This is a genomic window from Novosphingobium indicum (assembly GCF_014645195.1).
Taxonomy (GTDB): Bacteria; Pseudomonadota; Alphaproteobacteria; order Sphingomonadales; family Sphingomonadaceae; genus Novosphingobium; species Novosphingobium indicum.
On record NZ_BMLK01000003.1, the window covers coordinates 127,297 to 140,353 of the forward strand.

Below are 13,057 nucleotides of genomic sequence, written 5' to 3' on the forward strand. Positions count from 1 at the left end.
TCCCTATCCCACCGCATAATTCTTGGCTCGAAGGCGGTCGAGATAATCGCTCCACCACTGAGCCATCTGCACGCGCTCCTGCCAATGAGCGCCACGGTGATAGGCGGCGCGAACCTTGTCGCTGTCGCCGTGAGCAAGCGCTCGCTCGATCGCATCGGGGTGCCAGAGCCCGCTTTCGTTCAACAGCGTCGATGCCATCGCGCGGAATCCGTGCGCGGTCATTTCGTCTGTTGAGTAGCCAAGGCGACGCAGGCCCGCGTTGATCGTATTGTCGCTCATGGGCCGTGAACGCGCCCGCATGGATGGAAACAGATAGCCCTTCGGCCCAGTCAGCCTATGTGCCGCTTCGATAATTGCGATGGATTGCCGGGAAAGCGGCACACGATGTTCTTTGCGCATTTTTGTCTTCAGCGCGGGTATTGTCCAAAGAGCGCCATCAAGGTCGAATTCGCTCCATTCTGCGTGGCGAAGTTCGCCGGGACGGACAAACACATGGGGAGCGAGTTGCAAGGCAAGCTTCGTGAGTTCCTGACCGTCGTAGCCTTCAATTGCCCGGAGCAGATCGCCTACCCGTTCCGGTTCTATTATCGCGCCATAGTGTGTCACTTTCGGCGCCATCAGAGCGCCACGCAAATCGCGCGTAGGATCGGTTGAGATGCGCGCTGTTGCCACGGCATAGCGAAACACGGCACCTGCGAGTTGAAGTGTTCGTCGTGCGCTCTCCAATTTGCCTCGCTTTTCGATCCTGCGCACGGCTCCAAGGACGTCAATCGGCTGGATATCGGCGATCGGCATATTTCCAATCGAGACCGTCAAGAGCGAAAGCAGATACTCGCTGCGGACAGCAGTGGCGGGAGCCCAGCGCCTCTGTCCATCCATTTTTCGCTTTTCGCAGAACTCGGCCGCGACAGAGGAGAACGTTGTTGCTGCCTGCATCTCACCGCGCAGCTTTGACCGCCGTTTCTCTATTGACGGATCCTGACCGGCAGCAACCAAATCCCGGGCCGCGTCTCGTTTACGACGGGCTTCTGCTAAGCTGATGGCGGGGTAGGTGCCAATCGCGAGCTTTCGCTCCCGCCCATGAATACGATACTTGAATCGCCAGAGCTTGCCGCCTGTGGGCTGGACCTGCAGGAACATTCCAAGGCTATCACCCAACTTGTAGGGCTTCTCTTTGGGTTTCGCGTTTCGAATTGCAATGTCGGTAAGTGCCATGAGCCAAAGCCTTTTTCCGTAAGAGGCCCCCACGCTGGGGGCTCTTTCAATTGTCCGGAAGCGGCTAAGCCCCTAAAAGGCCCCCAATGATCGCAGATGCGACCGGAAAAGGGTGGTCAAATTCGGACAGCCGAGGACAAGAAATCCTAGGATTTCTGCGGGCTTTATACGCTGTAAGGGAAGGCTTTTGAAGATACGGCTGGAGCGGGTGAAGGGAATCGAACCCTCGTCGTAAGCTTGGGAAGCTTCTGCTCTACCATTGAGCTACACCCGCAAACCTGCAGGAAACCGGGGTTTCGCTCGCGGGCTGCGCTGCGGTTGCCAAGGGCGCCGCAAGCGCAAGGCGATTGCCACATTCTCGGGTGTTCGGTCAATATGCATTCTCGGGCGGGTAGACAGGTCGCCGTCGCAGCGTCGATCAGTCGATGACGAGGAAATAGTCGGCCACGCCGTCGCCCGAATTGTGCACTTCTATCGTGTAGCGCTGGGTGAAGATGGGAACCCAGTGGCATGTCCGCTTGGTGTTGCGGATCACGCAGACCGGTTTGCGCTCAGGATCCAGCACGTGCAGCGAAATCGGGGCATTGCCCGGCGTCGACAGGGCGATGCTGGCTTTCTGGCCGGATAGGAATACCTGTTCGAAGCTTTCGCTGCGGCCGCCCATGATCTGCCCGCTACGATAGCCCGGACCCAGCGGGCTGCCGCGCATCGGCGGTGCCGTGTCGGGAACGAGGGCGCGCCATTGCGGGACCGGATCGGTTCCGTTCCACTCGGCCAGTGGATGCGCGCCGCTGCGGTCGATTACGGCCAGCGCCGAGGCGAGTTCCCTGCGGTCCATCTTGCCCTGTGCGTTCTGGGCGGTTGCAAGTGCCAGCGCGACTCGCTCTCCCCGCGCCGGTGCGCGGTCCTGCGCCAGAAGCATGGGGCTGGACACCAAGGCCAACAGTGCAAGCGTGGCCCTTGTCGCGCGTTTCATGCCATCGTGCTTCATCGTTTCGCCTCCGGCGTAACTGTAAAACAGGCTCCCTTTTCAGTCGGGATCAAGTTTATCTCCAGATGGTGCCGCTCGGCAATGGCCCGGCACAGCGCGAGGCCGAGGCCTGTGCCTTCGCTCGACGAGGGACGTCCGCCGCGGCTGAACTTTTCGAAGATCTCATCGTACTGGTCTTCGGGAACGCCCGGTCCATCGTCGCTGACGATCAGCCTCGGCCCCTTGCGCAGCGCCAGCCAGACGGTTCCGCCGGAGGGCACGAACTTGAAGGCATTGTCGAGCAGGTTCGTGATCAGGCGGGTAAGAGCCATCTCTTCGCCTTCGATGGTGACACCGGGTTCGATGTCGACCTTGAAGCTGTGTCCCGATTCCTCGGCGCTGTCGGCGTAGAGTTCGGCCAGACGCGTTACGAGGCCGCTGAGATCGACCGGGGAAAGCCCGTGCCGGTCGCCGCGCCGGGCCTCGCTGGCGGCGATATCGAGCAGCGATTCCAGCATGCGGATGATGCCCCGGATTTCGGTGCGGGCATCGGCGATGCGGGCGGCTGTTTCAGGGTCCGGGGTTGCGGCGAGGGCCTTCACCAGCCGGTTGTCGAGATGCATCAGCGGCGTGCGGATCTCGTGCGCGACGTGATCGGTGGTTTCGCGTTGGGCCGCCGCCAGCTGCCGCAGGCGGGCAAGGGCATTGCCCGAGTGCGAGGTAAGCTCGTCGATCTCGTCGCGGCCGCCCGAGCCTCTGGCCAGCTGCTCAAGCGCGGAATCGTCGGGCTGGCGGAACGCGGCATTGATCCTTTCAAGGCGGCCGGCGAGGCGGTGGGCCGCCATCCATCCGCCCAGCGCCACGGCCAGAACGGCAAGGACGCCGCCGGTGAGGAAGGCCAGACCGACCTGACGCAGGAGAACGTCGAGATCGTGGTGTTCGTGCGCTACCAGGAGCCGCAGATTGGGGCCAAGCTGCGTGGCGCGGGCAAAGGCCTCTGTATCGCCGTTCAGGCGGATTTCCGCAGCTTCGGAGACGGTTGCATGCAGGTCGGGCCAGCGCTTCAGGTCGCCTGCGATGGGCTTGCCGTTGGCATCGGCGAGAAGGTAGTGCGCGGCATTGCCGTTGCGCGGCTGCAGCGCGAGGCGGTCCTCTATGCGCTTCGAGAGTTCCTCGGCACCGCCGCTGGCGTAGATGTCGATCATGCCGGCCAGGTCGAGGTCGACGGCCCGCTCCATGGCCAGGTGATTGGTGCGCTGAATCGTCGTGTCGGTTAGCAGCCACAGACCGAAGGTGATTTCAGCGGCGGTGAAGATCGCCCACAGGACGATCTGCGCGAATATGGAATGCCGGATCGCGACGAGATGCGTCACTGACCGTCCAGAAGCCGATAACCGGAACCCCAGATCGTTTCGAGCGCAGGCGAGGCGAAGCCGTCTTCGAGTTTGCGCCGCAGGCGGCCGATGTTGACATCGACGACGTTCGTCTGCGGGTCGAAATTCATCTTCCACACGTCGCGCAGCAGCATTTCGCGGGTCAGGACTTCACCCGCGTTTTCCATGAAGTAGCGAAACAGTTCGAACTCCTTGGGGCTCAGCGACAGGTGGCGATTGTCGCGAAATGCCGTGCGGGCTTTCACATGGCATTCGAACGCCCCGTAGAGGATCACGGCGCTGTGCGCCCGGCCGGAAGCGCGGCGATGAAGCGCGCGCAGACGTGCCAGCAGCTCTTCGGCCTCGAATGGCTTGGCAAGATAGTCGTCGGCGCCACCGTCCAGACCTTCGGCGCGGTCCGTCGTGCGGCCTAGCGCGGACAGCATCAGCACCGGAGTTCCGACGCCGCTTTCGCGGAGCCGCGAAAGGATCGTGAGCCCGTCAAGATCGGGAAGCATGCGGTCGAGGATGATCACGTCGAAGCGTTCGACACCGGCGCGCTTCAGCCCGTCGTTACCGGTAGCGGTCCAGGTCACGGCGTCGCCCGAATTGGCAGCCAGCTCCTGAACTTGCGAGGCGGCGCGAGCATCGTCCTCGATGTAGAGGATGTTGAGCCCGCTCATGATGCCTTGACGCTCCCCTTGTTGCCGCACCTAGTGTTTATTACTGCGCGCAGCTTGTAAATGCCACAAAAGGTTCTGGAATCCCCGCCCACGATATCGAGGAGGCACCCTCTGGTATCGTGGGCGGGAATGCCCGTGCCGCTCCGTTTCGTCCTTCCGGGGACAGGTCCTCCCGACCTGCGGTCCCGTCCGGCCGAACGAACCGGCACAGGGCGGGGGGTTACGGAACGCCGCTTAAGGGGACTGGGATCGGCGCGCCCGTTTCCCCGGATTGACGCGCGATGACCTTGGCGATCCTTACCCCCATGGTCCGGTTCGCCGTTACAATCGTGCGATATTCTCGTTCGAAAGACTTCATTGCCGGTCCTGGAATGCATGTCGATCCTACGAAAACCTATAGTACGCCTGAAGGGCGGATCGGTCCCCTGACAATGCCTGTTAGCCGTGCCTTGGGATGATGCCGAGTAAACGCAAAGTATAGCCCGAGAACAGGGTGGTCTCGTCGCTCCACCCTGTTCCCGAATATCCGTGCGGGGTTACTGCGCTTCGGGGGCTGCCGCGGCAGCATCTGCCGGCAGGCCACCAAGCTGTGTCACCAGCTTGGTATAGGCGTCGAGATAGGCGAGAACGATGATCTGGCCGATCTTGGTGTTCTGGTAGCCGCCGCCACCGGCCGCCGCGAAAGTGCCGCCGAAGAAGCCGCCACCGCCGCCGCCGAAGCTGACGTCGGACTTGCGGGCATAGCCTTCGACCAGTGCCTCTTCCACAGTGGTACGGGCATTGACGATCGAGAGCGTGACGTTGGCCTCACCCTTCTTGATGTTGAGGCCGCCGGCAATCGCGCCGACGCTACGGCCGAACAGGCCGCCACCGATGCCGCCAAGCAGGCCGCCGACGCTGGTGCCGCCCGAGTTGCTGTTGGTCGAGACGATGTCCGGCTGCAGGAAGTAGTCGGCCGCCTTGACCTGACCCTTGCCGAGGTTGGAACCGGCCTGCAATTCGCCCTGGTCGGCAAGTGCCCGCTCCATCGCGCGATTTTGCATCGAACGGCCACGGTTCACCAGCGTGAAGCAGCCCGAACGCTGGACGAACACGCGCAGGATCGCTTCGGGGCTGCCAAGGCTGAGTTCGCGCCACCACTTGTTGTCCGGTTCGACGATGGCCACGGTGCCAAGGTTCTGCGTGCACACGGGAATTTCCTGTGTGCCGCGATCCTGCTGCTTGCGTGCAGACGACTGGCTCTCGGCAAAAGACGAAGTTGATGTGAGCGACACCGCCAACGCACCGAGTGCGCAAATAACCTTATTCATGAAGATCCTCCCTGTTACTGCCGCATGCAGGGCACGCGGACTGCCCAGTCCCGTTACAGACATAATCCTAGGTCTCGAAAGGACTTGGGACAAATGACGATGTCTGTGAGGATATACTATCAGACGGTCGGAGTGACGGCCATGTTGTCTATGAGACGCGCCTTGCCGATGCGTGCGGCCACCAGCAGACGCATCGGTCGCGGCGAGTGGCTGTCGAGCGGGATAAGATTGTCCGCATCACGCAGTTCGGCATAGTCGATCGAGAGGAAGCCTGAAGCAAGCAGGTCCGATTGCAGCGTGGCAAGGGCATCGGCGACCGACGACCCTGCCTCGATGGTGGCGATGGCCTTCTTCATGGCTGCAGGAAGCCCGGCGGCTTGGAGGCGTTGTTCGGCGGTCAGGTAGGCATTGCGCGAAGACATCGCCAGGCCATCCGCCTCGCGCACTGTCGGTACGCCGAGGATGTTGTCGGCATGAGGACGCGTCAGGTCGAGATCGCGGGCCGTGCGGCGGATGACGGCAAGTTGCTGCCAGTCCTTCTCTCCGAACAGGGCCATGTCGGGCAGGACCTGATGGAACAGCTTGCAGACCACGGTGGCGACGCCATCGAAATGGCCCGGACGGGAGCCGCCGCACAAACCTTCGCTGACGCCGGATACCGAGATGTTCGTGGCAAAGCCCTGCGGGTACATCACGTCAACCGTGGGTGCCCAGACGAGCGCGACGCCTTCCTTTTCCAGCATAGCACAGTCGCGTTCGAGCTGGCGGGGGTAGGCATCAAGATCCTCGCCTGCGCCGAACTGCAGCGGGTTGACGAAGATCGAGACGGCGACGTGCTCCGCGCGCTTTTTGGCTTCGCGAACCAGTGTCAGATGACCTTCATGCAGCGCGCCCATGGTCGGCACCAGCGCAAGGGTTCCGGATTGGCGCAGCTGGGCAACTGCACTGCGCAGTGGATCAAGGCTGTGGACGATTTGCATTGGCTGGGGCTGCTCCGATATGATGTGCTTGACCGGCAGACGCGCCAGCCCTTAGCCGCAGCGTGCCCTGTGCGGCAATGGATTTGAACTTACGAGGGTCAGCCAACCGGGCCCGCAGCAGGAAAGCGATCACCAGTTCGTGACAGCGCATCGCATCGTCTTCGCAAATGAAAAGGGTGGCACCGGCAAGTCCACCACGGCGGTTCATGTCGCCATCGCGCTTGCCTATCAGGGCGCGAATGTCGCCGCGATCGACCTCGATCCGCGTCAGCGCACCTTGTTCCGCTATCTGGAAAACCGGGTCGAGACCGAAAGACGCCGCGAAATCGCGCTGCCGGGCGCGCGCTTCGCGGTCTATGACGGCGACGATATCGCCGAGCTCGACGATCTCGCCGAGCAGATTGCCGATGGATACGACTTCCTGATCTTCGACACGCCCGGCCGCGACGATCCTTTCGCACGCCACGTGGCGACCACCGCCGATACGCTGGTGACGCCGCTCAACGACAGCTTCGTCGACTTCGACCTGATCGGTCAGGTGGAGGGCGAGAGCTTCAAGGTGAAGAAGCTGTCCTTCTATGCCGAGCTCATGTGGGAAACGCGCAAGAAGCGCAGCATGAAGACGCTGGAAGAAGGCCGCAAGGAAATGGACTGGGTCGTGGTGCGCAACCGTGTCCAGCACGTCGAGGCACGCAACATGCGTCGTCTCGAAGGGGCGCTGGGCGAATTGTCCAAGCGCGTCGGTTTTCGCGTTGCCAGCGGCCTTTCGGAGCGCGTTATCTACCGCGAGCTTTTCCCTTCGGGCCTGACGCTGCTCGACAAGGGCTATCTGGGCGAGCTGGGCACCAGCCATCTTGTCGCGCGGCAGGAACTGCGCAGCCTCGTCGCCGGGCTGAAGCTGCCGATGCCGTCGCGCGGGCAGCAGGACCTGGCCCTTGCCGCGCAATAGCAGCGCGTCATGCTGAAGCTGCTCTGGCTGATCGCGCTGGCCTGCATCGCCTGGCGCGTCCTCAAGGGCCGCTGGCCCTGGCAGAAGAAACCGCAGATCCGGCAGACCTTCGCACTGGCCCATGCCCGCGAAGTGCTCGGCGTGTCTGCGGGCGCGGGGCGCAAGGACATCCTCGAAGCCCATCGTCGCCGCCTTGCCGCGGTCCATCCCGACCGCGGCGGCAGCAGCGAGCAGGTGCATGAGGCTAACGCCGCGCGCGACATGCTGCTCGCCGAACTGACGCCGAAATCTTCAGCCTGAACCGGACAATGCCCACCAACCACCGTTTCGAACCGACGATCCTGCGCGAATACGACATTCGCGGCGTGGTCGGTAAAACGCTGGGGGCTGAAGATGCTTATGCCGTGGGCCGCTCCTTCGCGACGGTCGTGTTGCGCAACGGCGGGCGGCGCATTGTGGTGGGCTACGACGGCAGGCTCAGTTCGCCGATGCTGGAAGCGGCGCTGGTGGAGGGGCTCACGGACGGCGGTGTAGACGTCGTGCGCATCGGTCTGGGACCCACGCCGATGCTCTACTATGCCGAGGCGTCGATGGCTGACGTCGATGGCGGTATCCAGATCACCGGCAGCCATAACCCGCGCGATCACAACGGCTTCAAGTTCGTGCTCGGCGGGCGCCCTTTCTTCGGGACGGATATCGAGGGCCTTGGCTCCATGGCGGCAGCGGGCGACTGGGACACTGGCTCGGGCCGCACGGAGGAGCGGAGCGTTCTGGAGGCCTATGTCGAGCGGCTGCTACACGGGGTTGAAGGCGTGCCGAAGGAACCGTTGAAGGCACTCCGCATCGGCTGGGATGCCGGTAACGGGGCGGCCGGGCCGGCAGTCGAACTGCTGACGTCGCGGCTGCCCGGCGAGCACCATCTGCTCTTCACCGGGGTGGACGGGCACTTTCCCAATCATCACCCCGATCCCACCATCGAAGCGAACCTTGCCGATCTGCAGGCACTGGTTGCGCGCGAGGGGCTCGACTTCGGCGTCGCTTTCGATGGCGATGCCGACCGTATCGGCGCCATCGACAGCACAGGCCGCGTGATCTGGGGCGATCAACTGCTGGCGATCTTTGCCGAGGATGTGCTGCAGCGAATGCCGGGCGCGGCAGTGATTGCCGACGTGAAGGCTTCCCGCACGCTGTTCGACCGCGTGGCTCAACTGGGCGGGCAGCCGATCATGTGGAAGTCGGGCCATTCGCTGGTGAAGGCCAAGATGCTCGAAACCGGCGCGCCGCTGGGGGGCGAGATGAGCGGGCATGTGTTTTTTGCCGATGACTATTTCGGCTTCGACGATGGTCTCTATGCCGCCGTGCGGCTGATGGCCGCGACGGTGCGCCTGGGCACTCCGCTGACCGATCTGCGCACCGCCATGCCCGAGACGTTCAACACCCCCGAACTGCGCTTTCCCGTCGAGGAAAGCCGCAAGTTCGCAGCCATCGCGGAAGTGCAGGCGCGGCTGGCGCAGAGCGACGCGGATATGGTCGCGATCGATGGTGTTCGCGTGACGACGCCGGACGGTTGGTGGTTGCTGCGCGCTTCGAACACGCAGGACGTGCTGACCGCGCGGGCCGAGAGCGAGAGAGCCGAGGGGCTCGAACGGCTGATCGGTCAGATCGATGCGCAACTGGCTCTGTCCGGCCTCGCGCGCAGCTAGAAAATCATTACCAGCGCGCCGGCGATGACGGCGAGCGCTGCGGCAACGAGGGGCAGGGCACCGTGCTTGCCCTTGGTCCAGCCGCCCACGCTTGCCGACACGAAGCCCTTGAACAGCGTGTTGAGCGTGACTGAAAAGGCGAGCACCAGCGCTGCGGTCGTCTGGGGAAGCGTGTCGGAGGGCAGGTTGCCCATGGTGATGATCGTGGAATCGACATCGACGGTGCCCGATACGGCCAGCACCAGCGCGAGTTCGCGGTCGCCGAACTGTTCCAGCACCCAACGCGCCGCGACCGTCAGCGCCATGACCAGCGCGGTGAGGATGAATGCGGGGGCAAGGTCGAAGGGATTGCGCATCGGCACGTCTTCCTCGCTTTGTGAGGTCGGGCCACGCGGAACCTTGCGCAGGTACCAGGCGGTGATGACGAGGCTGACCAGCATGCCGGGTATGATCAGGCGGATCAGCGGCAGCAGCGCGAAAGGCGCGATGGCGGCGGTGAGGGCGACGACGCGCAGGAACATGACGACCGAGGCGGCCGAAACCCCTGCCGCTAGGATGGGCGTGCCCTCGGTTCCGTCGCGCATGCGCGTCGCGAGCGAGGCGGTCACCGCGGTGGAAGAAACCATCGACCCTGCCGCTGCGGTTGCGATCACGGCGCGGGTCGGCCCCAGCATGCGCGCTGCGAAATAGCCGGCGAAGGAAAAGCCTGAGACGAGCACGACCACCATCCACAATTTGCGCGGGTTCCACGCGTCGAAGGGGCCGTAGGGCTGATCGGGCAGGATAGGCAGGATCACGAGGGCTATCAGTGCGAAGCGCGCGATTGAGAGGACTTCCTTCTCGTTCAGGTGGCGCACCCAGCGGTGGAGCTGCTCGCGCATGGCAAGGATCAGGACCATGACGACGGCCACGGCAGTGCCGGTCAGTCGCTCTCCGGTGCCGACGAGAAAGCCGCTCGCCAGCGTCAGCAGCGCGACCACGCCGGATGTACCGTCTAGGCGGCCGCTTTCGCGCGAGGTATGTTCATAGCCGAGCAGCACCAGCACCATTACGGCCACCAAAAGGCCGGTGGCGGGGCCGCGCGCGTGATCGAAGAGGATACCGGCAATACCACCCGCCAGCCCGATCAGCGCGAATGTCCGGAAGCCCGCGAAGCGCGACCCGGCGGCGCGCTCGCGCAGCACCCACCCGCGCTGCAGGCCTACGAGCAGGCCCAGCGCGAGGGCCATGGCGACATTGATCAGGTGGGCATAGCCGGGAAGCGAAATCATTGCGGGTGCTGTCGTTGCGGTTGCCCGGCTCATCGGCCAACCGGGGCGCTTGTGCAAGAGACCGCCTTTCGCACGACGGGTTTATATGCTCCACCACCGGCATGGCATGGCGTTGCAGAACCGCGAAGGGACAATGAACAGTCAGGGCGAAGTCCCTCCCGAAATTGCTGCATGGTTTGCTGCGCGTGACTGGCGGGTCAGGCGGCACCAGAGCGAAATGCTGGCGGCATCCGATGCCGGCCGCCATGCCTTGCTGGTGGCCGATACCGGCGCGGGCAAGACGCTGGCCGGTTTTTTGCCGACACTTGCGGCCTTTTGCCCGAGCCGCCTGGACGGCGCCGCTGTGCCCGAAGGGCTGCACACGCTCTACGTTTCACCGCTCAAGGCTCTGGCGCACGATGTCCAGCGCAACCTGATCGCGCCGATCGAGGAGATCGGACTGCCCATTCGCGTGGAGACCCGCAGCGGGGATACGCCTTCGGATCGCAAGGCGCGGCAGCGCGCCCGTCCGCCGCACGTGCTGCTGACGACACCGGAATCGCTCTCGCTGCTGCTCAGCTATCCGGAAGCCCCGGAATTGTTCCGCAGTCTCAAGCGCGTCGTGATCGACGAGGTCCACGCTTTCGCCACCGGCAAGCGGGGCGATCTGCTGGCGCTTTCCTTGTCGCGGTTGCAGGCGCTGAGCCCCGACCTGGAGCGCGCCGCGCTCTCGGCGACGCTGGCCGACCCGGATGACTATCGCGGCTGGCTCGCGCCATGGGGAGATCTCGACAGTGTTGCGCTGGTCGAGGGGGAGCAGGGCGCCGATCCCGAGCTGGAAATCCTCTTGCCGCGGGTCGAGCGCATTCCCTGGAGCGGCCACGCCGCGACATGGGCGATCCCGCAGCTGATCGAGCAGATCAAGGCACACCGCACGACGCTCGTGTTCACCAACACGCGGTTTCTGGCGGAATATATCTTTCAGGAACTGTGGAACGCCAACGAGGATACACTGCCTATCGGCATCCATCACGGCTCGCTCTCGAAGGAAGCGCGTCGCAAGGTGGAGGGCGCGATGGCGCGCGGCGAGTTGCGGGCACTGGTCTGCACGGCGAGCCTCGATCTCGGCATAGACTGGGGCGATATCGATCTCGTCGTGCAGATGGGCGCGCCAAAGGGCTCATCTCGGCTGTTGCAGCGTATCGGCCGGGCCAACCACCGTCTGGACCAGCCCAGCGAGGCGCTGCTCGTGCCCGGCAACCGCTTCGAGTTTCTCGAAGCCTTCGCGGCGCAGCAGGCGGTGCGCGAGGGGCAGCGCGATGGCGAGGCCTTCCGTCCCGGCGGGCTCGACGTGCTGGCGCAGCATGTCATGGCAGTGGCCTGCGCCGGCCCCTTTCGCGAGGAAGCGCTGCTGTCCGAAGTGCGCTCTTCGCTTTCCTATGCTTGGGTGGATGAGGCCGTTTTCGCCCGCGTGCTCGATTTCGTTGCGACCGGCGGATACGCGCTGCGCTCCTACGATCGGTTCCGACGGATCGTGCGCGAGAAGGACGGCACATGGCGTCTGACCCATCCCGAACATGCCGCGCGTCATCGGCTCAATGCCGGGATCATCGTCGATGCCGAAATGCTCGACGTGCGGTTTCGCAACGGCCGTTCGCTCGGCAAGGTCGAGGAAGGTTTTGGGGCCAGTCTGGAAGTGGGCGACACCTTCCGTTTCGCCGGCATGGATCTCGAAGTGGAATCGCTCAAGGATCTCGATCTGATCGTGCGCGCGGCGAAGCGCTCGGCGACGATTCCCAGCTATATGGGCCAGCGTATGCCGATCTCGACGCATCTGGCCGACCGGGTGCGCGAGATGCTCTCCGACCGTGCCGGCTGGGCGCGCTTTCCCGACGACGTGCGCGAGTGGCTGGAAGTGCAGGACTGGCGCTCGCACCTGCCGGCGCCCGGACGGCTGTTGGTGGAGAGCTTTCCGCACCGCGAACTGGCCTATACCAGCTACTACACCTTCGAAGGTTGGCCGGCGAACCAGTCGCTGGGCATGCTGATCACCCGGCGGATGGAGCAGAGGGGGCTGGGCCCGCTTGGCTTCGTGGCGACCGACTACACGCTGGTCGTCTGGGGGCTGAAGCCGGTGGACGATCCCGCGGCTCTGCTGTCGCCTGATATTCTGACGCATGAGTTCGTCGACTGGGTGCAGCAGAGTTACCTGCTGCGCCGTGCCTTTCGCGAAGTGGCGGTGATCTCCGGGCTCGTCGAGCGGCAGCAGCCGGGCAAGCGCAAGTCGGGGCGGCAGGTCACCTTTTCGACCGATCTCATCTACGACGTGCTGCGCAAGTACGAGCCCGATCATCTGCTGATCGAGGCCGCCTGGGCCGATGCCCGTGCGCGCATGACCGATATCGACCGTGTCGGCGACGTCCTCGATCGGGCGGCGCGTGAGATCGATCACGTGCATCTCGAGCGGATCAGCCCGCTGTCGGTACCCGCCCTATCGATGATCGGACGCGAAAGCCTCCCCTCCGGCGCGGCGGACGACGACTTGCTGGTGGAGGCGGAAAGCCTCGCGGCCATGGCCATGCGTCTCGACGCACCGGAAGCGGAGGATGATCCGGCCTAGCGGT

11 protein-coding genes and 1 tRNA gene are annotated in these 13,057 nt (G+C 64.0%); 4 read left to right on the forward strand and 8 right to left on the reverse strand.

All coding sequences use genetic code 11. From position 1 onward, the window contains the following. Positions 1-3: 3 nt before the first annotated feature. From IEX64_RS03865 to panC, 7 genes are all read right to left on the reverse strand, one after another. Positions 4-1,215 carry a tyrosine-type recombinase/integrase gene (locus IEX64_RS03865; protein ID WP_188818367.1) on the reverse strand — a complete coding sequence of 404 codons (1,212 nt, stop codon included), beginning with the start codon at positions 1,213-1,215 and terminating at the stop codon, positions 4-6. 200 nt (positions 1,216-1,415) lie between these two features. Continuing rightward, positions 1,416-1,489, reverse strand: a tRNA-Gly gene (locus IEX64_RS03870). A 144-nt stretch (positions 1,490-1,633) separates the two neighbouring features. Then, positions 1,634-2,206, reverse strand: coding sequence for a hypothetical protein (locus IEX64_RS03875; protein WP_229710054.1), 573 nt, complete (start codon positions 2,204-2,206; stop codon positions 1,634-1,636). Continuing rightward, the gene (locus IEX64_RS03880) at positions 2,203-3,558 is read right to left on the reverse strand and encodes a sensor histidine kinase (protein WP_188818368.1); all 1,356 of its coding nucleotides are present in this window, start codon (positions 3,556-3,558) and stop codon (positions 2,203-2,205) included. Before IEX64_RS03880 ends, IEX64_RS03875 begins: the two co-directional genes overlap by 4 nt. After that, positions 3,555-4,241 (reverse strand): response regulator transcription factor, encoded by a 687-nt coding sequence (locus IEX64_RS03885; protein ID WP_188818369.1) that lies wholly within the window; start codon positions 4,239-4,241, stop codon positions 3,555-3,557. Before IEX64_RS03885 ends, IEX64_RS03880 begins: the two co-directional genes overlap by 4 nt. 536 nt (positions 4,242-4,777) lie before the next feature. Next, complete coding sequence (locus tag IEX64_RS03890; RefSeq protein WP_188818370.1) at positions 4,778-5,551, reverse strand: CsgG/HfaB family protein; 774 nt, start codon at positions 5,549-5,551, stop codon at positions 4,778-4,780. Positions 5,552-5,670: 119 nt separating this feature from the next. Further along, entirely contained in the window at positions 5,671-6,531 is an 861-nt protein-coding gene (panC, locus tag IEX64_RS03895) for a pantoate--beta-alanine ligase (RefSeq protein WP_188818371.1), read from the reverse strand. Positions 6,532-6,670: 139 nt separating this feature from the next. On the opposite strand from panC, the gene IEX64_RS03900 reads away from it, so the two are divergent. Genes IEX64_RS03900 through pgmG form a run of 3 tightly spaced genes read left to right on the forward strand, consistent with a single transcriptional unit; the run spans position 6,671 to position 9,183 of the window. Then, complete coding sequence (locus tag IEX64_RS03900) at positions 6,671-7,480, forward strand: division plane positioning ATPase MipZ (protein WP_188818372.1); 810 nt, start codon at positions 6,671-6,673, stop codon at positions 7,478-7,480. Between the two features lie 9 nt (positions 7,481-7,489). Continuing rightward, complete coding sequence (locus tag IEX64_RS03905; protein WP_188818373.1) at positions 7,490-7,780, forward strand: J domain-containing protein; 291 nt, start codon at positions 7,490-7,492, stop codon at positions 7,778-7,780. A gap of 8 nt (positions 7,781-7,788) precedes the next feature. Beyond that, complete coding sequence (gene pgmG / locus IEX64_RS03910; protein ID WP_188818374.1) at positions 7,789-9,183, forward strand: phosphoglucomutase/phosphomannomutase PgmG; 1,395 nt, start codon at positions 7,789-7,791, stop codon at positions 9,181-9,183. On the opposite strand, the gene IEX64_RS03915 is transcribed toward pgmG, so the two are convergent. Next, a complete protein-coding gene (locus tag IEX64_RS03915; protein WP_188818375.1) occupies positions 9,180-10,454 on the reverse strand; it encodes an MgtC/SapB family protein in 1,275 nt (424 codons plus the stop codon). The genes pgmG and IEX64_RS03915 overlap by 4 nt on opposite strands. A gap of 133 nt (positions 10,455-10,587) precedes the next feature. Between IEX64_RS03915 and IEX64_RS03920 the strand changes: the two genes are divergently transcribed. Next, positions 10,588-13,053 carry a ligase-associated DNA damage response DEXH box helicase gene (locus IEX64_RS03920; RefSeq protein WP_188818376.1) on the forward strand — a complete coding sequence of 822 codons (2,466 nt, stop codon included), beginning with the start codon at positions 10,588-10,590 and terminating at the stop codon, positions 13,051-13,053. The last annotated feature ends 4 nt before the right edge of the window (positions 13,054-13,057 follow it).

What these genes read in the sequence shown, in the direction of transcription:
- IEX64_RS03865 (WP_188818367.1), bottom strand. Translation starts at nt 1,215, where the DNA reads ATGGCACTTACCGACATTGCAATTCGAAACGCGAAACCCAAAGAGAAG.
- IEX64_RS03875 (WP_229710054.1), bottom strand. Translation starts at nt 2,206, where the DNA reads ATGAAGCACGATGGCATGAAACGCGCGACAAGGGCCACGCTTGCACTG.
- IEX64_RS03885 (WP_188818369.1), bottom strand. Translation starts at nt 4,241, where the DNA reads ATGAGCGGGCTCAACATCCTCTACATCGAGGACGATGCTCGCGCCGCC.
- IEX64_RS03890 (WP_188818370.1), bottom strand. Translation starts at nt 5,551, where the DNA reads ATGAATAAGGTTATTTGCGCACTCGGTGCGTTGGCGGTGTCGCTCACA.
- panC (WP_188818371.1), bottom strand. Translation starts at nt 6,531, where the DNA reads ATGCAAATCGTCCACAGCCTTGATCCACTGCGCAGTGCAGTTGCCCAG.
- IEX64_RS03905 (WP_188818373.1), top strand. Translation starts at nt 7,490, where the DNA reads ATGCTGAAGCTGCTCTGGCTGATCGCGCTGGCCTGCATCGCCTGGCGC.
- pgmG (WP_188818374.1), top strand. Translation starts at nt 7,789, where the DNA reads ATGCCCACCAACCACCGTTTCGAACCGACGATCCTGCGCGAATACGAC.
- IEX64_RS03915 (WP_188818375.1), bottom strand. Translation starts at nt 10,454, where the DNA reads ATGATTTCGCTTCCCGGCTATGCCCACCTGATCAATGTCGCCATGGCC.
- IEX64_RS03920 (WP_188818376.1), top strand. Translation starts at nt 10,588, where the DNA reads ATGAACAGTCAGGGCGAAGTCCCTCCCGAAATTGCTGCATGGTTTGCT.